This is a genomic window from Streptomyces sp. NPDC001848 (assembly GCF_042891915.1).
In the GTDB taxonomy this organism is placed as follows: domain Bacteria; phylum Actinomycetota; class Actinomycetes; order Streptomycetales; family Streptomycetaceae; genus Streptomyces.
Genome location: NZ_JBIATP010000030.1, coordinates 26,957 through 47,935, shown reverse-complemented (window position 1 = coordinate 47,935; position 20,979 = coordinate 26,957). Strand labels below are relative to the sequence as shown.

General features: G+C 71.2%; 25 protein-coding genes and 1 tRNA gene. 19 read left to right on the top strand and 7 right to left on the bottom strand.

Annotated elements, in window-relative coordinates; genetic code table 11:
* Positions 1-442: 442 nt before the first annotated feature.
* The 5 genes from ACFYZJ_RS38020 to ACFYZJ_RS38000 all read left to right on the top strand — a co-directional run bounded on the left by ACFYZJ_RS38020 (position 443) and on the right by ACFYZJ_RS38000 (position 3,081).
* On the top strand, positions 443-1,120 hold the full coding sequence (locus tag ACFYZJ_RS38020; protein ID WP_388576594.1) for an HdeD family acid-resistance protein: 678 nt from the start codon (positions 443-445) through the stop codon (positions 1,118-1,120).
* A 128-nt stretch (positions 1,121-1,248) separates the two neighbouring features.
* Positions 1,249-1,590: a hypothetical protein gene (locus ACFYZJ_RS38015; RefSeq protein WP_388576592.1), complete on the top strand. Its 342-nt coding sequence runs from the start codon at positions 1,249-1,251 to the stop codon at positions 1,588-1,590.
* 54 nt (positions 1,591-1,644) lie between these two features.
* Positions 1,645-1,827, top strand: coding sequence for a hypothetical protein (locus ACFYZJ_RS38010; RefSeq protein ID WP_388576648.1), 183 nt, complete (start codon positions 1,645-1,647; stop codon positions 1,825-1,827).
* 156 nt (positions 1,828-1,983) lie between these two features.
* Positions 1,984-2,280, top strand: a complete 297-nt coding sequence (locus ACFYZJ_RS38005; RefSeq protein WP_004943146.1) for a type II toxin-antitoxin system VapB family antitoxin — start codon at positions 1,984-1,986, stop codon at positions 2,278-2,280.
* A gap of 153 nt (positions 2,281-2,433) precedes the next feature.
* A complete protein-coding gene (locus tag ACFYZJ_RS38000; RefSeq protein ID WP_388576589.1) occupies positions 2,434-3,081 on the top strand; it encodes a LytR C-terminal domain-containing protein in 648 nt (215 codons plus the stop codon).
* 128 nt (positions 3,082-3,209) lie between these two features.
* Here the strand turns inward: ACFYZJ_RS38000 and upp are convergent, their stop codons facing one another.
* Entirely contained in the window at positions 3,210-3,845 is a 636-nt protein-coding gene (gene upp, locus ACFYZJ_RS37995) for a uracil phosphoribosyltransferase (protein ID WP_388576587.1), read from the bottom strand.
* Positions 3,846-3,942: 97 nt separating this feature from the next.
* Here upp and ACFYZJ_RS37990 point away from each other — a divergent pair, with 97 nt between their 5' ends.
* The 8 genes from ACFYZJ_RS37990 to ACFYZJ_RS37955 all read left to right on the top strand — a co-directional run bounded on the left by ACFYZJ_RS37990 (position 3,943) and on the right by ACFYZJ_RS37955 (position 8,955).
* Entirely contained in the window at positions 3,943-4,128 is a 186-nt protein-coding gene (locus ACFYZJ_RS37990) for a hypothetical protein (RefSeq protein ID WP_103844242.1), read from the top strand.
* 274 nt (positions 4,129-4,402) lie between these two features.
* On the top strand, positions 4,403-4,936 hold the full coding sequence (locus ACFYZJ_RS37985; protein ID WP_388576643.1) for a hypothetical protein: 534 nt from the start codon (positions 4,403-4,405) through the stop codon (positions 4,934-4,936).
* Between the two features lie 63 nt (positions 4,937-4,999).
* Entirely contained in the window at positions 5,000-5,428 is a 429-nt protein-coding gene (gene tadA / locus ACFYZJ_RS37980) for a tRNA adenosine(34) deaminase TadA (protein WP_388576640.1), read from the top strand.
* 78 nt (positions 5,429-5,506) lie between these two features.
* Positions 5,507-5,591, top strand: a tRNA-Ser gene (locus tag ACFYZJ_RS37975).
* A 495-nt stretch (positions 5,592-6,086) separates the two neighbouring features.
* Positions 6,087-6,263 (top strand): hypothetical protein, encoded by a 177-nt coding sequence (locus tag ACFYZJ_RS37970; RefSeq protein ID WP_388576584.1) that lies wholly within the window; start codon positions 6,087-6,089, stop codon positions 6,261-6,263.
* 69 nt (positions 6,264-6,332) lie between these two features.
* Positions 6,333-6,626, top strand: a complete 294-nt coding sequence (locus ACFYZJ_RS37965; RefSeq protein ID WP_388576582.1) for a Dabb family protein — start codon at positions 6,333-6,335, stop codon at positions 6,624-6,626.
* A 159-nt stretch (positions 6,627-6,785) separates the two neighbouring features.
* Entirely contained in the window at positions 6,786-7,760 is a 975-nt protein-coding gene (locus tag ACFYZJ_RS37960; RefSeq protein WP_388576580.1) for an RNA polymerase sigma factor SigF, read from the top strand.
* Between the two features lie 247 nt (positions 7,761-8,007).
* Positions 8,008-8,955, top strand: a complete 948-nt coding sequence (locus tag ACFYZJ_RS37955) for an RNA polymerase sigma factor SigF (protein WP_388576578.1) — start codon at positions 8,008-8,010, stop codon at positions 8,953-8,955.
* A gap of 50 nt (positions 8,956-9,005) precedes the next feature.
* On the opposite strand, the gene ACFYZJ_RS37950 is transcribed toward ACFYZJ_RS37955, so the two are convergent.
* Positions 9,006-9,128 carry a hypothetical protein gene (locus ACFYZJ_RS37950; protein WP_388576575.1) on the bottom strand — a complete coding sequence of 41 codons (123 nt, stop codon included), beginning with the start codon at positions 9,126-9,128 and terminating at the stop codon, positions 9,006-9,008.
* Between the two features lie 484 nt (positions 9,129-9,612).
* Between ACFYZJ_RS37950 and ACFYZJ_RS37945 the strand changes: the two genes are divergently transcribed.
* Positions 9,613-9,855: a hypothetical protein gene (locus tag ACFYZJ_RS37945; RefSeq protein ID WP_388576572.1), complete on the top strand. Its 243-nt coding sequence runs from the start codon at positions 9,613-9,615 to the stop codon at positions 9,853-9,855.
* A 16-nt stretch (positions 9,856-9,871) separates the two neighbouring features.
* On the opposite strand, the gene ACFYZJ_RS37940 is transcribed toward ACFYZJ_RS37945, so the two are convergent.
* Positions 9,872-10,069, bottom strand: a complete 198-nt coding sequence (locus ACFYZJ_RS37940; RefSeq protein WP_388576569.1) for a hypothetical protein — start codon at positions 10,067-10,069, stop codon at positions 9,872-9,874.
* Between the two features lie 245 nt (positions 10,070-10,314).
* Between ACFYZJ_RS37940 and ACFYZJ_RS37935 the strand changes: the two genes are divergently transcribed.
* The 3 genes from ACFYZJ_RS37935 (at position 10,315) to ACFYZJ_RS37925 (ending at position 14,361) form a co-directional block, all read left to right on the top strand.
* Positions 10,315-10,824: a MarR family winged helix-turn-helix transcriptional regulator gene (locus ACFYZJ_RS37935; protein WP_388576566.1), complete on the top strand. Its 510-nt coding sequence runs from the start codon at positions 10,315-10,317 to the stop codon at positions 10,822-10,824.
* 13 nt (positions 10,825-10,837) lie between these two features.
* Positions 10,838-13,420: an MFS transporter gene (locus ACFYZJ_RS37930; protein ID WP_388576563.1), complete on the top strand. Its 2,583-nt coding sequence runs from the start codon at positions 10,838-10,840 to the stop codon at positions 13,418-13,420.
* Positions 13,421-13,539: 119 nt separating this feature from the next.
* The gene (locus ACFYZJ_RS37925) at positions 13,540-14,361 is read left to right on the top strand and encodes a YceI family protein (protein ID WP_388576562.1); all 822 of its coding nucleotides are present in this window, start codon (positions 13,540-13,542) and stop codon (positions 14,359-14,361) included.
* Here the strand turns inward: ACFYZJ_RS37925 and ACFYZJ_RS37920 are convergent.
* Both ACFYZJ_RS37920 and ACFYZJ_RS37915 read right to left on the bottom strand, forming a co-directional pair.
* The gene (locus tag ACFYZJ_RS37920; protein ID WP_388576559.1) at positions 14,347-15,054 is read right to left on the bottom strand and encodes a GAF and ANTAR domain-containing protein; all 708 of its coding nucleotides are present in this window, start codon (positions 15,052-15,054) and stop codon (positions 14,347-14,349) included. The two genes, ACFYZJ_RS37925 and ACFYZJ_RS37920, sit on opposite strands and share 15 nt — an antisense overlap.
* Before the next feature lie 41 nt (positions 15,055-15,095).
* Complete coding sequence (locus ACFYZJ_RS37915) at positions 15,096-15,776, bottom strand: GAF and ANTAR domain-containing protein (RefSeq protein WP_388576557.1); 681 nt, start codon at positions 15,774-15,776, stop codon at positions 15,096-15,098.
* Positions 15,777-16,036: 260 nt separating this feature from the next.
* Here ACFYZJ_RS37915 and ACFYZJ_RS37910 point away from each other — a divergent pair, with 260 nt between their 5' ends.
* Positions 16,037-16,390, top strand: coding sequence for an STAS domain-containing protein (locus ACFYZJ_RS37910; RefSeq protein WP_388576554.1), 354 nt, complete (start codon positions 16,037-16,039; stop codon positions 16,388-16,390).
* A gap of 90 nt (positions 16,391-16,480) precedes the next feature.
* A complete protein-coding gene (locus ACFYZJ_RS37905; protein WP_388576551.1) occupies positions 16,481-16,954 on the top strand; it encodes a PPOX class F420-dependent oxidoreductase in 474 nt (157 codons plus the stop codon).
* Between the two features lie 302 nt (positions 16,955-17,256).
* Here the strand turns inward: ACFYZJ_RS37905 and ACFYZJ_RS37900 are convergent, their stop codons facing one another.
* Together ACFYZJ_RS37900 and ACFYZJ_RS37895 are read right to left on the bottom strand one after the other, a co-directional pair.
* Positions 17,257-19,518, bottom strand: a complete 2,262-nt coding sequence (locus tag ACFYZJ_RS37900; RefSeq protein WP_388576548.1) for a glycosyltransferase family 39 protein — start codon at positions 19,516-19,518, stop codon at positions 17,257-17,259.
* Positions 19,515-20,975 (bottom strand): glycosyltransferase, encoded by a 1,461-nt coding sequence (locus tag ACFYZJ_RS37895; RefSeq protein WP_388576546.1) that lies wholly within the window; start codon positions 20,973-20,975, stop codon positions 19,515-19,517. The genes ACFYZJ_RS37900 and ACFYZJ_RS37895 overlap by 4 nt, the downstream gene beginning before the upstream one ends.
* Positions 20,976-20,979 lie beyond the last annotated feature (4 nt).

The following is a 20,979-nucleotide window of genomic DNA, read 5'->3' as shown; positions in this document are numbered from 1 at the left end:
CCCTAGACGTCGGTCGCTTGGCCCGTCCCTAGACGTCAGTCGGTTGGACGGCCTGCAAGCATCGGCCGGTTGGACGTCCCTAGACGTCAGTCGGTCGGACGGCCCTAGACGTCGGTCGCTTGGCCCGTCCCTAGACGTCAGTCGGTCGGACGGCCCTAGACGTCGGTCGCTTGGCCCGTCCCTAGACGTCAGTCGGTTGGACGGCCTGCAAGCATCGGCCGGTTGGACGTCCCTAGACGTCAGTCGGTTGGACGTACCTAGACGTCGGTCGCGTCCCTAGACGTCGGTCGTTGGACGGCCTGCAAGCATCGGCCGGTTGGACGTCCCTAGACGTCAGTCGGTTGGACGTACCTAGACGTCGGTCGCTTGGCCCGTCCCTAGACGTCAGTCGGTTGGACCGTCCGGGGTGGCGGGGCGTCCGTGCCCGCTCCCAGCATGGATCATGACCGACGCACCGACCGGGCCCCCTGGTGGCCCGGAATACGACGACCGTCACGTCCACGCCGCGCGCGGCACACACACGACAAGACCGGCGTGGGACCTTCAGGAGCCACCCTTCGAGGGGCCGTTGCACATCCTCGCCCGCACCGCCTGGCAGGTCGTGCTGCTCACCGGCGTCGCGTCGCTGGTCCTCGGCGTCCTGGTCCTCGTCTGGCCGGGCCCTTCCCTGCTCGCGGCCGGGGTGCTCTTCGGGGTGTACCTGCTGGTGAGCGGCGTGTTCCAACTGGCCGCCGCCTTCGGCACGCACAAGACCGCCTCGCTGCGCGTCCTGGCCTTCATCAGCGGCGCCCTGTCGATCCTGCTGGGCCTGTTCTGCTTCCGCGGCCGACTGGAGTCCATCCTGCTGCTCGCGCTGTGGATCGGGATCGGCTGGCTGATCCGCGGGATCACCCAGACCGTGGCCGCCGCCCACGATCCGGCGGTGCCCGCGCGCGGCTGGCAGGTCTTCCTCGGCATCGTCACCTTCATCGCCGGGATCGTCCTGATCGTCTCGCCGTTCCGGTCGATCGCCGTGCTCACCCTGGTCGCCGGGTGGTGGCTGGTGGTGGTCGGCATCGTGGAGATCGTCACGGCCGCCCGGATCCGGGGCGGGGCGGGGCGCATCCCACGCACCGTGTGAAGATCATGCGGCGACCTCGTGATGACCGCATGGAGACCGTCAGTCACACGCCGGGCCGGTACACCGTGTGAGCGGTTATCGGTGCCGACACGATGAAGGACGTGTGTCCGACGGGGAGATGACCCCATGTGAGCCACGCACCGCACCCCCCACGCACCGCTCGGTGCCATGCCTGGATCCGGGTGCTCGTGGTGCTCGTCACCCTTCTCGCGGCCGGCGCGTACACCGATGCGGTGGAGGCCGACTCCGCCCCCGTGTCCGCGGTCCAGGCGTGCGACGCGGACTACGACGTCCTCGCACCGGCGCCGCGGACCGCGACCCTCCAGGGACCCCGCACCGTCGCACCGCTGCGGCCGGGACCGCAGGCCGCCCCCGCGCCGTCCGGCCCGGACGACCCGCCTCCCACCCCCGTCCGGGCGTCACGCTCGGCCGCGCTGCACGCCCTGCGCACCGTGGTCCTGCGCTGCTGACAGGTCCGGCCCACCCGGAACCGTCACACCATCGGCAACGCGAGGAACCCTTTCATGCTCATCGACCCCTACGCGGTCCTGCACGCCCTGCTGCGTGCGGAGGCCGTACGCAGCACGAAACCGAAGCAGGAACCCGAGCCGGAGCCCGACACGGTGGACCCGTCGCTCCCGACGGTCCCGCCGGAGAGGTCGGACAGGAACCACGAGCGGCACCCGTGGACCCGCCCGCACCCGTGACCCACGACAGCGGCCGCCCCCAGCCGGGCGGCCGCTGCCTCTTTCGGCACAGGCCCCCGCCCCTCTCCCTTTTTGCCCCGTTTACCGCATCTTTTCCGAGGGCGCACTCCGTCGCCATGGCTGCGCCCGGAACGTGTCGACCGGTAGGCTTTCCGTGTGATCTTCAAGCGCATCGGAAACGGCCGGCCGTACCCCGACCACGGCCGGGAAAGCACCCGGCAGTGGGCGGACGTCGCGCCGCGCCCGGTCCGCCTCGATCAGCTGGTGACGACCAAGCAGCAGCTCGACCTGGAAACCCTGCTCGCCGAGGACTCGACGTTCTACGGCGACCTCTTCGCGCACGTCGTGAAGTGGCAGGGCGACCTGTACCTGGAGGACGGCCTGCACCGCGCGGTCCGCGCGGCGCTGCAGCAGCGCCAGGTGCTGCACGCACGGGTGCTCGAACTCGACTGATTCCTCCAGCGCCCGGCCGATTCCTCCGGGGGTCCGCCCACCTGAGGCGTCCACGGGGCCGAACGGGCGCCCTTTGACCCTTTCGGGTTGGACTGCACGGCACTCGATGATCATCTAGTAGGCATTGCTGCCCGGGCGCACTACGCTGCGCCCATGAGCATGCTGACTCCCCCCGGCATGGGTGGCCAGTACCGGATCACGGGGGACAAGTACCCGCGGATGCGCCCGCCCCGGCGCCGCGGCCGGCTCGTGGTCGCCATCGTCGCGTCCGTGGCCGCCATCGGGCTGATCGGCTGGGGAACTGTGCAGCTCATCGACGTCTTCACCGGCGGCAGTGGCAGAACGTCGGCGTCCGGCCCCAAGGCGGACTGCGCGACCAAGGTGAGCGCCTCGCCGGCCGCCGCCAAGGCCCTGCCCGAGCCGGGCCGGATCACGGTCAACGTCCTCAACGCCACGGAACGCAGCGGCCTCGCCAAGGAGACCGCCGACGAGCTGAAGAAGCGCGGCTTCCACATCGGTACCGTGGGCAACGCGACGCAGCAGTACGACAAGAAGGTCAAGGGCGTCGGGATACTGCTCGGCCCGAAGGCCTCCCTGCACACCGCGCTGCCGGTCGTCGCCACCCAGCTCGCGGGCGCCGACCAGCGCACGGACGCCCGGACGGACGCGTCCGTCGACCTGATCCTGGGCGACGACTTCAAGTCCCTGACGGCCAAGCCGGACGCGGACAAGGCCCTGGCGGCCCTGACGAACCCGACCCCGGCGACGTCACCGGGCAGCACCGGCAAGAAGAGCTGCTGAGGCTTCCGCCGGGCCGAGTCGGCCAGGCGCGGCCGTACGGCCCCATGTGGAGACCCGTAGGGCCGCGTCCTCTGTGTCCCGTACGAGCCCTGCTCGTACGGGACACATGTACGAGCCCTGCTCCGCCGCTACTCCGCCGCCCCGTACAACCGGTCCCCGGCGTCCCCCAGGCCCGGCACGATGTAACCGAGCTCGTTGAGGCGCTCGTCGACCGCGGCCGTCACCACCGTGACCGGCGTGCCCGCCAGTTCGCGCTCCATGACCTCGACGCCCTCCGGGGCGGCCAGCAGCACCACGGCCGTCACATCGTCCGCGCCGCGCTTGATCAGCTCCTGGATCGCCGCCACGAGCGTGCCGCCGGTCGCGAGCATCGGGTCCAGGACGTACACCTGCCGCCCCGAGAGGTCCTCCGGCATGCGCGTCGCGTACGTGGAGGCCTGCAGCGTCTCCTCGTTGCGGATCATGCCCAGGAAGCCGACCTCGGCGGTCGGCAGCAGCCGCACCATGCCGTCGAGCATGCCGAGCCCGGCGCGCAGGATCGGCACCACCAGCGGGCGCGGGCGGGACAGCTTGACGCCGGTGGTGGTGGCGACCGGCGTCTCGATGTCGATCGCCTCGGTGCGCACGTCCCGCGTGGCCTCGTAGGCGAGCAGGGTGACGAGTTCGTCGGCCAGCCGACGGAAGGTCGCGGAGTCGGTGCGCCGGTCGCGCAACGTGGTGAGCTTGTGGGCGACCAGGGGGTGGTCGACGACATGGAGACGCATGCCCCCACAGTAGCCGGGCCACGGCGTCCGTCCGGACCTGGCATCGACCCCCCCATCAGAGGGAAAGTGAGAGGAACGGAACAGGGGTGGTGTGACGATGCCGGACCAGGAGTCCCCCAAGGAGCCGGAAGCACAGGAGTCGGACGCCGAACGCAGGCGGCGCCGCGCCAGGTTCCTGCGCGAACTGGCGGAGGCACGCGAGCTGCGCGCCCGCGTCCAGCCCCGCCGTGCCAAGGCCGCACGGCTGCGTCACGCCATGCGTATGCGCACCTTCCGCTGGTAGCGACGCGGCCGTCGTGGGGGTGGCCGTGCGGCCACACCGGCCAATGCCGCGTACGATCCGCTGGTGGCGGCAACGAGTGCGCTGGTGAGTGGACCGCTCTGCTCGAGTGCTCGCGATCAAAACAGCCAGACACAGGGAGCCGAAGACGTCCCCTGAACGCCTTGTTTCTGCCACGATTCCGAGTGGGTGGGGCTCGGAGCCCAGCTCTCTCCGCCCAGAACCTCCGCCGGGGGGACCCCCAACCGGCACGCCTATGACCAGTGGGAGAGTCACGGTGTACTTCGCCGCACTGCTCGCGCGCACCGAAGACGGGTGGGAAGCGAGCGACACAGAGCTCGACGATGTGGAGACGCTGTCCGACCTGGCCGACCTGGCCCGGGAAGCCTCGGCCGACGACGACACGGTGCTCGTTCTCATCGAGCAGGAGGACGCGTGGTTCGGCGTCGTCCGCGTGGACGGAGAGGACGACCCTCGTATCTACGTCTCGGACGCCGCGGCCGCATCCCGCAGTTCGTACGGCGAGATCCTGCTCACCGACGAACTGCTCGGAAGGGAGCCCGGCGACGACGGTCCGGACCTGGACTCCCTCGACCTCGACGGCACGGAGGACGGTGAGCCCGAGGACGCCGACGACGAGGACGCGCCCGGCACGGACGCCGCCGTGCCGCACGGCCCGGTGGGAGACAGCGAGATCCTCGACGACCTCGGCGTCTCCGAGAAGGAACTGCGCGCCCTGGACGCCGAGGACGCGCTCAGCGCGATCGCCGAGGCCCTGGGTGCCTCGGAGGTCCTGGAGACCGTCCGCTAGGTGGTGCGGGTGACCGACGCCACGCCGGCCCCGGACCCGGTGCGCGACCGCTGGCGGGCCGCGATGCGCCTCGCCCTGGACGAGGCCGCGCGGGCCGTCGAGGGCGGTGACGTGCCCGTCGGTGCCGTCGTGCTGTCCTCGGACGGCTCGGTGCTGGCCACCGGCCACAACGAGCGCGAGGCGACGGGCGATCCGTCGGCCCACGCGGAGATCCTCGCGCTCCGCCGGGCCGCGGCGACGCTCGGCGAGTGGCGGCTGCCCGGCTGCACGCTCGTCGTCACCCTGGAGCCCTGCACGATGTGCGCGGGCGCGGTCCAGCAGTCCCGGGTGGAGCGGCTGGTCTACGGCGCGCGCGACGAGAAGGCGGGCGCAGTCGGCTCACTGTGGGACCTGGTGCGCGACCGGCGCCTGAACCACCGCCCGGAGGTGATCGCCGGCGTCCTCGCGGACGACTGCGCGCGGCTCCTGACGGACTTCTTCCGGGCCCGCTGACACCTCAGGGCGTGTCGGCCCGCGCGAGCCCGGAAACGGATTTCAGACCATGGCCCACCTTGCGGTAGGGTCTCCCTCGGTAGCGTGTCCGAGCGGCCGAAGGAGCTCGCCTCGAAAGCGAGTGTGGCGCAAGTCACCGAGGGTTCAAATCCCTCCGCTACCGCTGGAGAAGGGCCCCGCCTGCAGGCGGGGCCCTTCGCGTGCGTGGGGGTGTTCGACCGTTCCCGCCGGGTGCGCGAAGCCCCGGCGTGCCGCTCAGTGCGCCGGGGCTTCGGCCCGCCCCCTGGAGCGGGGCGGCGGCCTCGGGGGAACAGGACGCCGTCCCCTCCCAGAGGACACGGGCGTCGGGGCCGCCTCTCGGCTCGGGGACCTCGCGGTGCGGGTCCCAGCCGGGTCCGGTCACCCGGTCCGGTCCTCCCGCCCTCCGGGCCCCTGCCGGTCCGGTGGGCTCCTCTCCATCCTCCGGCCTCGGGGCGTCCCGGTAACCCGGCCGAACGGCCCCTGGTCCCGGGCCATTGGTCCCCGAAGCCCCGCACGGAAGGAACGGGTGAGGACATGGTGCATAGGGGATCTTTTACGAAGCCCCGAACACCTGGCCGGGTTACACTCACCCGCGGCGAACCGGCCCCGCGGGGCGGAAGAGACGGGGGAGGCCACGGTGGCGGTACCGGGAAAGAAGATCGCGCTCTATGCGCTCGTGGTCTTCGTGCTCTACGTGATCATCACTGATCCGGCCAAGGCCGCCGACTACGTGCAGATAGGGTTCGAGGGCATCTCGAGCGCCGCCAAGGCCATCGGCCACTTCATGACCTGGCTCGCCGACGGGGCCAAGTAAGGTCGGCCCGAGACCCCGCACGAGCCCGGCCGGCGGTCGCCGCCGTCGCCGTACCCCCTGGGAGCACCCGTGATCCGCCACCTGGTCCTCTTCAAGCTCAACGAGGGCGTCCGGCGCGACGACCCGCGCGTCGTGGAGGGCGTCCGCGCCTTCGAGGCGCTCGGCGACCTGATCGAGGACCTCCGCTTCTGGGAGCTGGGCTGGAACATCAGCGACCGCCCCGTCGCCCACGACTTCGCGATCAACTCGGCGGTGGACGACGCGGACGCCCTCAAGCGGTACCTGGAACACCCGGCGCACCATGCGGGTGTCGCCCTGTGGCGCGAGTTCGCCACTTGGGTGATCGCCGACTACGAAATCTGAGCGACACCGCCCACCGATTCCGGGCGACACAACCGACGGAGCCCCCCACCGGAACAGTGGGGGGCTTTCCTGCGTCTTGTGCCCCAATCTCTGTCCCGACCCCTTCCTCAACACGGAGTTATGCGGTGCTTGCACACAGTGTCCATTTCTTGTGATGCTATGACCGCTTTTGACGGTGAGTTGACAGATGTGTTGACGGATGAAGAGGTGGCGTTGACCGTGTCGGCCAGTACTGCGCCGCCCCAGGAGGACGAGGCCCCGGCCCCGTCCCCTGACCGGCATCAGGCATCCGCCACGGACCCCACCCGCCCCCATGCCGCCGAGTCGACCCCCGACACCTCGTCCGACCGCCCCCAGGAGGCCGCCAGGCGCCGCGGCGCCGACACCCGGGCCCTCACCCAGATGCTCTTCGCCCAGCTCAAGGAGCTCCAGCCGGGCACCCCGGAGCACCACCGCGTGCGCGGCGCGCTCATCGAGGCAAACCTCCCCCTCGTCCGTTACGCCGCCGCCCGCTTCCGCTCCCGAAACGAGCCGATGGAGGACGTCGTCCAGGTCGGCACCATCGGCCTGATCAACGCCATCGACCGCTTCGACCCCGACCGCGGCGTGCAGTTCCCGACCTTCGCGATGCCCACCGTCGTCGGCGAGATCAAGCGCTACTTCCGCGACAACGTCCGCACGGTCCACGTCCCACGACGGCTGCACGAGCTGTGGGTGCAGGTCAACAGCGCCACCGAGGACCTGACGACGGCGTACGGGCGCTCCCCCACCACCGCCGAGATCGCCGAGCGGCTGCGCATCACCGAGGACGAGGTGATGTCCTGCATCGAGGCGGGCCGCTCGTACCACGCGACCTCCCTCGAGGCCGCGCAGGAGGGCGACGGGCTGCCCGGCCTGCTCGACCGGCTCGGCTACGAGGATCCCGCCCTCGACGGTGTCGAGCACCGCGACCTCGTACGGCACCTGCTCGTCCAGCTGCCCGAGCGCGAGCAGCGGATCCTGCTGCTGCGCTACTACAGCAACCTCACCCAGTCCCAGATCAGCGCCGAGCTGGGTGTCTCCCAGATGCATGTGTCAAGGCTCCTGGCCCGGAGCTTCGCGCGTCTGAGATCCGCAAACAGGATCGACGCATAACTCACGCGAGCGAATCACCCGCAAGCGTTCTTCCCGACAACTCTCCGCTGAAAAACCCTCAGAACCCTTCCAACCAGGGCGCATTCACGTTTCACATGTCGACATGTCACTACAGCGTGTTGCCGACATGTGACATTCTTCCGGGAGCGCGTTTGCCGCGGCCTCGCGACCGGTATTTCAGGTGGAGGCTGCGTTCCTTACGACGGGAGCGTCCGCCGCGACCGTCCCGCGACCCAAAGGGGGTGGCATGTCCGCAGACCAGGGCAGCTCGAAGGTGCTCACGCTCATGCAGAGCGACTCCGCGCCCGACGTGCTCCAGGACCTTCAGGCCCCTCAGGACCTCCCGGGTGCCGAGACCCTTCCCGCCCAGGATCTCCCCCCGGGCGCCGAGGCTCTGCCGGCTCCCGAGGCCCCGGACCTCCCGTCCACGGAGGGCATCGACACCCGCACCCTGTCCCGCTCCCTGTTCCTGCGGCTCGCCGCACTCGACGAGAACAGCCCGGAGCGCGCCTACGTCCGGGACACGCTCATCGAACTGAACCTCCCGCTCGTGCGCTACGCGGCGGCCCGCTTCCGCAGCCGCAACGAACCGATGGAGGACATCGTCCAGGTCGGCACCATCGGCCTGATCAAGGCGATCGACCGCTTCGACTGCGAGCGGGGCGTGGAGTTCCCGACCTTCGCGATGCCGACGGTCGTGGGCGAGATCAAGCGGTTCTTCCGGGACACGTCCTGGTCGGTGCGGGTGCCGCGCCGCCTCCAGGAGCTGCGCCTGGCCCTCACCAAGGCCAGCGACGAGCTGTCGCAGAAGCTGGACCGCTCGCCGACGGTCACCGAACTGGCCTCCGTGCTGGGCGTGTCGGAGGAGGACGTGGTCGACGGCCTCGCGGTCGGCAACGCGTACACGGCGTCCTCGCTGGACTCCCCCACCCCCGAGGACGACGGCGGCGAGGGCTCGCTCGCGGACCGGCTCGGCTACGAGGACTCGGCCCTGGAGGGCGTGGAGTACCGCGAGTCCCTCAAGCCGCTGCTGGCCAAGCTCCCGCCCCGCGAGCGGCGGATCATCATGCTCCGCTTCTTCGCGAACATGACGCAGTCGCAGATCGGCGAGGAGGTCGGCATCTCCCAGATGCACGTCTCCCGCCTGCTGACCCGCACTCTGGCACAGCTGCGGGAGGGTCTGATCTCCGACTGAGCCGCACGGCGGGCGCGGACGGGCCGGTCCGCACCGGTGGTGGCGCAGGCCTACCGGTACCGGTGCGAGGCGGTGACCCGCTCCTTCGGGAGCGGGTCGTCGTACGGGTCCTGGTACGTGCGGAAGATGCGCTGCCGTACGCGGCTTCCTAATTGACGGCCCGTCAGCCACACTGGCGCGATGCTTCCAGCGACGTGGTTGCGAGGCCGTCAGGGGCTCCTGGTCGGCGCGTCGGCGGTCCTCGTCTGTCTGGGCGGCACACTGGCCACGTGCACCGGCGGCACGAGCGGTGAGGGATACGTCGCGGTCGGACCCGTGGGCGGCGGATCCCTGGCGTCGGGTACGGCGGTGGCGCCGACCGGAGACATGACACTGGTCCCCCTCGACGGGCTTCCCGGCCCGAAGACCCCCGGGAGGTCGGACTCCCGACCGAGCGCTCCGACGGCAGCCGGTGACGACCCCGCGTCCAGCCCGACAGCCGTACCCCGAAGGACCGGTACCCCTACCGAGTCCCCCACTGGCAACAAGTCGCCGTCATCGAACCCGACTTCCCCCGCACCGACGTCAACCAGCCCTCATCCGACGCCGAGTGGCCCCGCCGCGCTCACCGTCGGCCAACCGGAGCGCCGGCCCACCGACCTCCGCTGGTGCGAGAACGTGACTGTCCCCTTTCACAACTCCGGCGGCTCACCGGTGCGTTCGGGCACGCTGACCCTCGGAACGCACATCATCGGGGCGCTCGGGACCGACTGGGCGACGATCGAGTCCACGGAGGCGCTGCCCGCGCCGATCGCCGCCGGGGCGTCGGTGAAGGGGACCTGGACGGTGTGCGTCGACGCCTGGAGGGTGCCGCTCGGGATGCACGTCGAGACGCGGGACGTGGCCGTCCGGTGGAGTTGAAGGTGCGTGCGGCGGCCTACTTCAGCGCCAGCCAGGCCACCGCGGCGACGATCGCGACGGCGACGACGATGCCGACGATCAGGCCGATGCGGGGGCCGGCCGGAGCGGCCGCCTGCTGCCGGCCCTGGGGGGCCGCCTCGTCGACGAACGCGCGGAACATCTGCGTGCTGCCAGCGGGGTCGTAGTTGCCCTGGGGGCCCTGGGTGTTAGCCATGGCCCCGGACCCTAGCGAATACGTGCGGGACTGCCCAAGTGAGGGTTCTGTAAGGGGGCCCGCCCGGAGCCGGGGCAGGAGGTCGCTCACAGCGATGTCACAGGCAGGCACACCCCGCCACCTGCACGTTTACTTTCGCCAATGCTTGCCTTTGCCAAGTTTTTAGTCCAATGTTCGCCATTTAATTTGCGTGCAGCAACCAATCTCTCTATGGTTGCTCCAGGCAACGATAAGAAGGAGGTGCCATGGCCGAGCGAGCCCAGTACGAAGAGCTGGCGCGTCAGCTCAGCGCCTTCGGCGCCGTGAAACGAGACCTCGGGCGCTGTCTGCCGCCCGACTGCCCCGGCGGTTCCGCCGCCGTGCTGACCCTGCTCGGCCGCCACGGCGACATGCGCATGAGCAAGCTCGCCGAGCTGCTCGCCGTCGACATGTCGGTCACCAGCCGCCATGTCGCACACGTCGCGGACCGTGGCTGGATCGAGCGCTGCCCGGACCCCGCGGACAAGCGCTCCCGCATCCTGCGCCTGACGACACCCGGCCGCGCCCAGCTCGACGAGCTGTCCCGGCGCACCGCCGCACTGCTCGCCGACCGGCTCAGCGACTGGTCCGAGGACGACGTCGGCCGGCTCATCCAGCTCATGGCACGGCTCAGGGAGAGCTTCGGCGACTGCCGCTCCACTCCCCGGCTCGCGCACGCCGCACCCGCGACCGAGTCCGTTGCCCGCCAGACCACCCGTACACCCGCAAGCACGTAAGTAAAGGAAGCCCATGGCAACGACCACACCAGCCGGTGTGCGGGCTCACGCCAAGCACGGGGGCGGCTCCCCGGACGGCGCTCCCATGACGCACCGGCAGATCATGGAGGCCCTCTCCGGGCTTCTGCTCGGCATGTTCGTGGCGATCCTGTCGTCCACGATCGTGTCCAACGCGCTGCCGCACATCATCAACGACCTCGGCGGCGGCCAGTCCGCCTACACCTGGGTCGTCACCGCCGCCCTGCTGTCGATGACCGCGGCCACCCCCCTGTGGGGCAAGCTCGCCGACCTGTACAGCAAGAAGGCCCTCGTCCAGATAGCCCTCGTCATCTACGTCCTCGCCTCGATGGCGGCCGGTCTGTCGCAGAACCCCGGCATGCTCATCACCTTCCGGGTGTTCCAGGGCATCGGCGTCGGCGGTCTGTCGGCACTCGCGCAGATCGTCATGGCGGCGATGATCTCCCCGCGTGAGCGCGGCCGTTACTCCGGCTACCTGGGTGCCACCTTCGCGGTCGCCACCGTGGGCGGCCCGCTGCTCGGCGGTGTCATCACCGACACCTCCTGGCTGGGCTGGCGCTGGTGCTTCTACGTCGGTGTGCCCTTCGCGGTCATCGCGCTGATCGTGCTGCAGAAGACCCTGCACCTGCCCGTGGTCAAGCGGGAGGTCAAGGTCGACTGGGGCGGCGCGTTCCTCATCTCCGCCGCCGTCTCCCTGCTGCTGATCTGGGTCACCTTCGCCGGTGACAAGTACGACTGGCTGTCGTGGCAGACCTACACGATGGTCGCGGGTTCGATCGTCCTCGGGGCGCTGTTCGTCCTGGTGGAGAGCAAGGCGAGCCAGCCGATCATCCCGCTGCGCCTGTTCCGCAACCGCACGATCACGCTGGCGTCGCTCGCCTCGCTGTTCGTCGGTATCGCGATGTTCACCGGCACCGTGTTCTTCAGCCAGTACTTCCAGCTGGCCCGCGACAAGTCCCCGACGATGTCCGGCGTTCTGACCATCCCGATGATCGGCGGTCTGTTCGTCTCGTCGACCGTCTCGGGTCAGTTCATCACCCGCACCGGCCGCTGGAAGGCGTGGCTGGTCAGCGGTGGCGTCCTGGTGACGGCCGGCCTGCTCCTGCTGGGCGGCATCCGGTACGACACCGACTACTGGAAGATGGCCATATTCATGGCCCTGCTGGGTCTCGGCATCGGCATGATGATGCAGAACCTGGTCCTCGCCACGCAGAACCAGGTGGCCCCCTCCGACCTCGGCTCGGCCAGCTCCACGGTCACCTTCTTCCGCTCCCTCGGTGGTGCGGTCGGCGTCTCCGCGCTCGGCGCGGTGATGTCCCACCGGATCACCCACTACGTCCAGGACGGCATCTCCGCCCTGAGCCCGAAGTACCAGGCCGCTCTGGCCGGTTCGAGCTCGACCGACAGCATCCCGGACATGAACAAGCTGCCGGTCCCGCTGCGCACGCTCCTGGAGAGCGCCTACGGCCACGGCATCGCCGACGTCTTCTTCATCGCCGGCTGCCTCGCCGCCGTCGCCTTCCTGATCACGCTGTTCATCAAGGAGGTCCCGTTGAAGACCAAGGGCGCGCTGGCGCAGGCCGCCGCCGACTCGGCGCCGCAGGAGGCCCCCGCGGCGGCCGGCCCGGCCGCGACGGCCACCCCGGCCGAGGCGTCCGCGCCGACCGCTGCCACCGCCCCGGCCGCTGCCGCGCCGGCCGAGGAGAGGGTCCCGAGCTGGGCGGTGGCGAGCACCGAGGCCACCGGCGAGGGCACGGGCGCGCAGCGCCTCGCGGCCGTCGCCACGATCGCCCGCCCTGAGGCGGCCGGCGACGGCGGTGGCATCCCGGTCCGCGGCTTCGTCCGCGGCGGCGAGGGCGCGCCGGTCCCGCAGGCCGCCGTCACCCTGATCTCCCTCGGGGGGCGGCAGCTGGGCCGGTCGGTCGCGCAGGCCGACGGTTCCTACGCGGTGCACGCGCCGGGCACCGGCTCCTACGTCCTGATCGCCTCCGCCGACGGCCACCAGCCGCAGGCCTCCACGATCGTCGTGCACGACGAACCGGTGTCGTACGACATCCTGCTCAGCGGCACCAGTGGCCTGAGCGGTGTGGTCCGCGCCGCCGAGAGCGGGCTGCCGGTCAAGGACGCGATGGTCATCGTCACGGATGTGCGCGGCGACCTGCTGGCCACCGCCACCACCGGCGAGCAGGGCACCTTCTCCTTCGCCGAACTGGTGCCCGGTGCCGTGACCGTCGCGGTGAACGCCGCCGGGCACCGCCCGCGGGCCCTGCCCGTCGAGATCGGCGCCACCGGAGTGACGCGGGTCGAGATCGACCTCGACTCCGGCTCCCAGGTCCAGGGCGTCGTACGGGCCCCGCACGGCCCCCTCGCGGACGCCCGGGTGACCCTGGTGGACGCGGCGGGCAACGTGGTCGGCACCGCCACCACCGGTGCGGACGGCGCGTACGCCTTCACCGATCTGAACAGCGGGGAGTACACCGTCATCGCGACGGGCTACCCGCCGGTGGCCACCGCCGTGACCGTCTCCGGCGGCGGCGTCGACGACCACGACATCGAACTCGCCCACCCGGGCGAGTAGTCCGAAAGCCCGGCTCGTGGGGGCGCGCTGTGAGCGGAAGGCGCCCCCGCGGGCCGGATTTTTTTCGGCCGCCACGGGGATTTATCAAGGATTCAAGGGATTTAGAGGGGAACCACGCGATGGGACTGACCGCACGGATCCGTACGCGAGACGGATGGGCCGTGTCGCACGCGGTCGTCACCGTGACCGACATGACCGGGACGCAGGTCCTGCGTGCCGAGGCCGACGCGGAGGGCGTCGTCCGGGACGCGACCGAACTGGCGCCCGGCGCCTACACCGTGATCGTCACGGCGGTCGGGTACGCGCCCGCCGCCTCCAGCGCGATCGTCACCGCGAGCGGGCGGGCCGAGGTCGGCGCCGTGACGCTCGCCCGTCAGGGCGGCACCGAGCTGCCGCCGCCCGGGCCGTGGACCATCGACCCGGCGCACTCCTCGGTGGGCGCCGTCGCCCAGCACCTGGGGATCTCCAGCGTGCACGGGCGCTTCACGGACTTCGCCGGGCGCATCGAGATCGCCCCGGACGAGGTGGAGAAGTCCCGCGTCGAGGCCGTCATCCGCGCCGAGTCCATCGACACCGGCAACGGCATGCGCGACACCCACCTGAGGTCCGCGGACTTCCTGGACGTCGAGAAGTACCCGGAGATCACCTACCGCTCGACCGGCCTGACGGCGGCAGGCGCGGACCGCTGGACCGTCCACGGCGAGCTGACCCTGCACGGGGTGGTCCGCCCGGTCGACCTGGACCTCGCCTACCTCGGCACCGGCTCCGATCCGTGGGGCGGCACCCGCGCGGCCTTCCGCGCGACCACGGAACTGCGCCGCGAGGACTTCGCGATGAACTACAACCAGATCGTCCAGGCGGGCATCGCCGCCATCGGCACCACGCTGAAGGTGGAGCTGGACATCCAGGCCGTGCAGGGCGAGTCGCTACCGTCCGCGTGACGGCGGGCGGCCGTCGCCCGAGACCCGGGACACCAGATCGGTGGCCAGGTCACGGAGCTTGGTGTTCGTGTGCTGCGAGATCCGGCGCAGGCGCTCCAGGGCGATCCGGGCACTGACCCGTTCCTGCGCCATCAGGATGCCGATGGCCTGGTCGATGACGCTGCGGGAGAGCAGCGCGACGCGAACGTCGGACGCGTCGGCGCGCTCGCGTTCCACGCGCAGGGCGACGTCGACGGCCTCGGCGGTCCGCGCCGCGAAGGCACGGGCCCGGTCACGGGCCGTGCCGAGCACACCGGGCTCGGTGCCGTAGAAGTTCAGCGCGGCGCCGGTGTCGCCCTCGACGCCGAGCGGCACCGCGAGCACGCAGCGCACCCCGACCGACAGCGCGTACTCGGTGTACGCGGGCCAGCGGGTCTCGGCGGCCAGGTCGGGGGCGTACTGCTCGGTCCCCGTCTCGGCGGCCGTGACGCAGGGCCCGGTGCCGTTCTCGTACTGGCGCAGGTCCAGGCCGCTGGGCAGGGTTCCGCTGCCCGCCAGGGTCAGCAGGCGGTCGCCGCGGCGGACGGTGATGCTGCAGGCGGCGCAGCCGGGCACGGCGTCCACCGCGCGGTCGGTCAGGTCCCGCAGCAGCGTGTCGAGACCGCCGCTGCGCACGATCGCCTGGTCGAGCGGGTAGGGCATCTCGGGTCTCATGTCATGCTTTTGTCCCCGTTTTGCCGATCAACTCCTGGCCCTCATGTGGGGTGGTTCGCATCGACGATGCGGCGGGCGAGGTCCCGCAGCTTGACGTTCTCCCGCTGCGAGGCGCGCACCAGGCTGTCGAACGCCTCCGTGGCGTCCATGTTCAGGCGCTCCATCAGGATGCCCGTGGCCTGGCCGATCAGGTCCCGGGTGTGCATCGCCTCGGTGAGCTGCTCCCGCACGGTCACCGACTCCAGCGCGAGACCGACGTGCGCGGTGAACAGCCGGCCGATCCGCGTCGCGGCCTCGTCGAAGGCGTGCGGCTTGCGGGCGTAGGCGGTGAGCACGGTCAGCCGCCGCTTGCCGGCGCGCAGCCGCAGGGCGAGCGCGGAGCGCATGCCGAGACCGGCCAGCACGGAGGCGCCCGCGTCGTTCTCGCTGTCCGCCACGCGTACGACAGGCGCGTGCCACAGGTTGTTCCAGTACGGGGCGTGGTCGCTGCCCGGGTGGGAGCCGTGGGCGGTGCGCACGACCTCGTCGCTCCAGGCGAGCGTACGGAAGTGGGTGCCGCGCTCCGCCTCCGAGATGGCCGCGTGTTCGGCACCCGGCAGCAGGCGCACGGCGAGGCGGACGGCGGTGCTCATGGTGCTGTCGGGAGTCACCGTGTCGTGCAGTTGCCGAGCCGCCGCGGTCAGCGCTTCGGCCAGCTCGAAACCCCGCGAGAAATCGGGCACATCGGAAAAATCGGACGCAGGCACACGAACCTCTTCGGCGTGCACGGCCAAACGGCCATGCGCAGGAGAGCTCCGCAGCACATTCCCGACTGCGAGCGCAGGACGGACAGAACTTTATCTCCTTCCTGCACGGCGATTGACGCCCGGTTGACAGCTCGGCGTTCCCCCTTTCGGAGCGGTGCGCGGGAGTGGTGGAATGAGGCGACAGGTCAGGAAGCGGCCTCCCTGAGCCCCGGATGAACCTCTGCCAGGTGAGTGCCATGACCCATGTCCCGAGCCCGTGCCGGGTGCGCGACCTGCCCGGCCGCAGCCTGATCGTCCTCCCCCCGGAGATCGACCTGTCCAACTCCCCCGCGCTGTCCGCCGCCGTCCTGTCCTTCGCCGAGGCACGCGCCACCCGGCTCGGCGTGCTGATCCTGGACTTCACCCACACCGGCTTCATGGACTCCCAGGGCGCCCGCCTCGTCCAGGACGTACGGTGCCAACTGCCCGCACGGGTCGGACTGCGGGTGGTGGCGGCACCGCTCGGCGTCCCGAGCCGCGTCCTGGAGCTGACCGGGGTACGGCGGGACGTGCCCGTGTACGGCAGCCTGGCCGAGGCGTTGGAGCCCTGAGAGCCCGTGTCACGGCCGCTGGGTGCCACGCGCGGTGGTAGGCACGACAGGGTCGGTCCCGCACCGGCCCGGGAGCCCTAGGCTGCGGGCATGGCACCGAACATCGCGACCAACACCGCCGTATCACTGGACGAGCTGCTGGACTTCGTACGCCCCCGTCACCGCGCGATCCTGTTGACCCGCCGCGCCGACGGCAGCCCCCAGGGGTCGCCGCTGACCTGTGGCGTCGACGACTCGGGGCGGATCGTCGTCTCCACGTACCCGGAGCGCGCCAAGACCCGCAACGCCAAGCGCGACGAGCGGGTCAGCGTCATCGTGCTCAGCGACGACTGGAACGGGCCCTGGGTCCAGATCGACGGCACGGCCGAGGTCATCGACACGCCGGACTCCGTCGAACCGCTCGTCGAGTACTACCGCAACATCGCGGGGGAGCACCCGAACTGGGACGAGTACCGCGAGGCCATGGTCAAGCAGGGCAAGTCGATCATCCGGATCACCCCGGTCCGCTGGGGCCCGGTGGCGACGGGCGGCTTCCCGGCCCGGCTGGTCTCCTCCGAGGACTGAGAGCCGGGGATCCCCCTACGCGCGGGTGACCATCGCCTCGATCCCCGCGATGAGCGTCCGGAGCGCGTAAGCGTGCCGCCCCCTTGGCCCGCTGGGCTGCCCCCACCATGGCGCACCTTTCTCGACACTACGGCCCGGGGCACGACGCCGGGGGCCGTTGAGCGACCACCACCTTCGAGTGTTCCCCTCTCCTCCCGCCGATCGCCCCTCCGTCAGTCACCTTGCGAGGAAAGGGCGGTGGGCCCGGGCACCGTTCGGGTGCCCGGGCCCACCGCCTGGAGCGAGCCGCGGCGTGCGGGACGTCAGCCGCTCGTCTTCTGCGTGAGGTCGTAGAAGGTGGCCGAACCGACCGTCACCTTCTTGAAGTTCTTCTGGACCCACGAGCTGATCTGCGACGAGACGTTGGAGCCGCCGTTGCCGCCCCCGCCGCCGAAGCCGCCGCCCGAGATGAAGTAGTGGATCTCGCCTTCGGCCACGTACTTCTGGAACCGGGCCAGGGTCGGCGACGGGTCGCTGCCGTTGAAGCCGCCGATCGCCATCACCGGGTCGCCGGTGGCGAGCTGGTAGCTCGCGGCGTTCTGGGAGCCGATGGACGCGGCCACCCAGGTGTACTCACTCGCATCCTGCTCCAGCAGTTTCTTGGCCTCGGAGCTGACGTTCGCGCCGTTGAGCAGGCCGCCGATGCCGCCGCCACCGCCCATACCGCCGTCGCCCGCCCGGCCGCCGCCGGGGAAGCCCTGCCGACCGTTGCCGCCCTGGGTGCTGCCGTTCCGGCCGGGCATGCCGCCGCCGGGGGACCCGCCGATGCCTCCGGTGCCGTTGCCGCCGCCCGGGAAGCCCTGCCGACCGTTGCCGCCCTGAGTGGTGCCGTTCCGGCCCGGCATGCCGCCGCCGAAGCCGCCGCGCATCCCGCCGGCGCCGGGGCCGCCGCGCCTGCCGGGGCCCATCATGCTCGCGCCCGCCGGACCGGCCGTGACGATCGACCCGGTGTGGCCCTGGTTCACGGTGGTGAGGGTGTACGCCGTCGGGCCCGCGAGCGCGGCCACGAAGCTGAGGCCCACCGCCGCGAGGGCGAGCCGCCGTCCGAGCCGGGTCACGAAGATGACCCCCAGGGCGCCGGCCAGGCCGCCGACGAGCACGAGCCACTTCAGCCAGGGCAGGTAGTTCGGGGTGCGGTTGAGGAGCACGTACCCCCAGGCGGCGGTCGTCGTGACGGTGGCCGCGAGCGTGAGCGACGCCCACGTCCTCGACCGCTCCTCCCACAGGACCGTGACGCCCATGCCGACCAGGGCGGCGATGTAGGGCGCGAGGGCCACCGTGTAGTACTGGTGGAAGATGCCCGCCATGTAGCTGAAGATCACCGCGGTCATCAGCAGTGAGCCGCCCCAGGCGAGGAACGAGCTGCGGACCAGGTCCGTCCGCCCCGCCATGGGGGTCCCCCCGCTCGAGCGAAGCCGGGAGTGGGGGAGGGTGAGCACCAAACCCGCGACCAGCAGGATCAGCGCGGCCGGGAGCAGCCAGGAGATCTGGGAGCCGATCTCGGAGTTGAACATCCGGTCCCAGCCGGTCGCGCCCCACTGGCCACCGTTGCCTCCGCCGCCGACGCTGCCGGTCTCGTCGCCGTTGATGCGGCCGAGGCCGTTGTAGCCGAAGGTCAGCTCCAGGAAGGAGTTGTTCTGGGACCCGCCGATGTACGGGCGGGAGGACGCGGGCCACAGCTCGACGATCGCGACCCACCAGCCGCCGGAGACGACCAGCGCGACGGTGGCGAGGCCCAGTTGGGCGAGCCGCTTCCTCAGCCGCACCGGCCCGCAGACGCCGTAGACGAGCGCCAGCGCGGGCAGGATCAGGAAGGCCTGCAGGGTCTTCGTCAGGAAGGCGAAGCCGACCGCGACACCCGCCCACACCAGCCACTTGGTGCGGCCGTCCTCCAGACCCCGGACGACGAAGTAGACGGTGAGCGCCATCAGCAGCGCGAGCAGCGCGTCCGGATTGTTGAACCGGAACATCAGCGCCGCGACCGGGGTGAGCGCGAGCACCGCGCCCGCGATCAGGCCGGCCGCCGGGCTGAACCGGCGCCGGACGGCCGCGTACACCACGGCGACCGTGAGGACGCCCATGACGACCTCGGGGACGAGGATCGCCCACGAGTTGAGGCCGAAGATCCTGACCGACAGGGCCATCGGCCACAGGGAGGCCGGGGGCTTGTCGACGGTGATGGCGTTGCCCGCGTCCAGCGAGCCGAAGAAGAACGCCTTCCAGGACTTGCTGCCGGCCTGGACCGCCGCCGAGTAGAACGAGTTGGCGTACCCGGAGGCGCTCAGGTCGTACAGGTACAGCAGCCCGGTGGCGAGCAGCAGGCCGAGGAACGCGGGGCGCGCCCAGCGGGGGTCCTCGGGCCGGCCGCGCCAGAGTCTGTACGTGAGCGGCGGCTGGGGCTGACCGGCCCCTGGAGCGGGCGCCGGGGGCGTGGCGGGCGGCTGCGGAGGAGCCGTCGGGGGCGGTCCCCAGGAGTGGGAGCCCGCACCCGCCTGGCGGGTCGACTGGTGGTACTGCGTGGTCATCGGTGGTCCCTCGGGTCGGTGTCCCGCGGACGCAGCGGCTGCAGCGGCATGGTGGCGTCCCTCCAGGGGGTGCGGTCCGCGTCGGCACTGACGCGGAAGGGGGTGGTGTCGTACGAGGACTGCGGCGCCGTGTGGCGCTGGGGCAGCGGCGGAAGCTGCTGGTACGACGGCGTCTGAGGCGGGCGGGCGGTGGAGGGCTGCGGCGTCGGCGCGTCGTCGCGCCGATCGGGGAACACCCAGGCCCGGAAGAGCAGGAACCGCAGCACGGTCGCCGCGAGGTTGGCGGCGATCAGCACCGCCAGTTCCGTGGAGTGCGCCGGGTTGCTGGTCGCCGCGTTCAGGGCGGCGAGGGAGCCGCTGGTCAGGGCGAGGCCGATGCCGAAGACGACCAGGCCCTGCGCCTGGTGGCGCACGACGCCGCCGCTGCCGCGCACGCCGAAGGTGAGCCGGCGGTTGGCCGCCGTGTTGGCGATCGCGGAGACCAGCAGGGCGAGCGCGTTGGCGATCTGCGAGCCCGAGAACTGCCGGAAGACGCTGTAGAGCGCCAGGTAGAACAGGGTGGACAGGCCGCCGACCACGCAGAAGCCGACGAGCTGGCGGGCCAGGCCCCTCGGCACGTTCGTCAGGTCGCGGTCGCGCGGATCGTCGCCGAACGGCCGGGCCAGCCGGTCCAGCGGCAGGGACCCGGCGGCCAGCGCCTTGCCGATGCGCCACACGCCCTTGAGGTCGTCGGTCGCCGTCTTCACGATGTGCACCGTGGAGTCCGGGTCGTCGACCCAGTCGACGGGCACCTCGTGGATGCGCAGCCCGGCGCGCTCGGCGAGCACCAGCATCTCGGTGTCGAAGAACCAGCCGGTGTCCTCCACCAGCGGCAGCAGCACCTGGGCCACGTCACGACGGATCGCCTTGAAGCCGCACTGCGCGTCGGAGAAACGGGCCTGCAGCGAGCCGCGCAGGATGAGGTTGTAGACGCGGCTGATGAACTCGCGCTTCGGGCCCCGGACGACCCGGGAGGTGCGGGCGAGCCGGGAGCCGATCGCCAGGTCCGAGTGACCGGAGATCAGCGGCGCGACCAGCGGGAGGAGTGCGTTGAGGTCGGTGGACAGGTCCACGTCCATGTAGGCGAGGATCGGGGCGTTGGAGGCGGACCAGACGGTCCGCAGTGCCCGGCCGCGGCCCTTCTGCTCCAACCGGAAGGACGTCACCTCGGCGATCTGCTCCTCCAGCCGCGCCGCCACCTGCGGGGTGGTGTCCGTGGACGCGTTGTCCGCGATCGTGATGCGGAACGCGTACGGGAACGTGCGCTCGAGGTGCTCGTACAGTCTGAGCACACATGGCTGGAGGTCCTTCTCCTCGTTGTGGACGGGGATCACTACGTCCAGGACAGGCGTACCGGCTCCTGCGGCCGGGAGGTGCTCCCGCGCCGGCAGGGTGCCGGGAGAAGAGTCGGTTCGCATGGAA